At 44.3% G+C, this 287-nt stretch carries 1 pseudogene; it reads right to left on the bottom strand.

Going from position 1 to position 287, the window contains the following annotated elements:
• A pseudogene (locus ACFINZ_RS11240) lies at window positions 1-287 on the bottom strand (Bcr/CflA family drug resistance efflux transporter); the annotation flags it as partial.

Genomic DNA, 287 nt, shown 5'->3' with positions numbered 1-287 from the left:
CATATGCTTTGCGGATATAAATCATAAATCCGAGCAAACAACACACAGCCAATAAAACTGCCATAGTCTTTGGATTGTGCCCAGACGTCTTTCCAATAACGGAAGCACTTAACGCAGCACTGCCTAATTGTAAGGCCCCCATAACACCAGAGGCTGCCCCAGCAGCTTGCGGATGTGAGGAAATAGCCAAGGCTGTCCCTAATGGCAATAAAAAACCATTACCAAAAGTAAGAACAGCGATAGCTATAAAACTCGTTACAAGTGGCCATGGACTAACATACATTTGC

The sequence above is a fragment of the Bartonella sp. AA81SXKL genome (assembly GCF_042196945.1).
Lineage (GTDB): Bacteria > Pseudomonadota > Alphaproteobacteria > Rhizobiales > Rhizobiaceae > Bartonella.
Note: the sequence above shows the minus strand (reverse complement) of the source record. Positions and strands in the feature narration are given on the sequence as shown.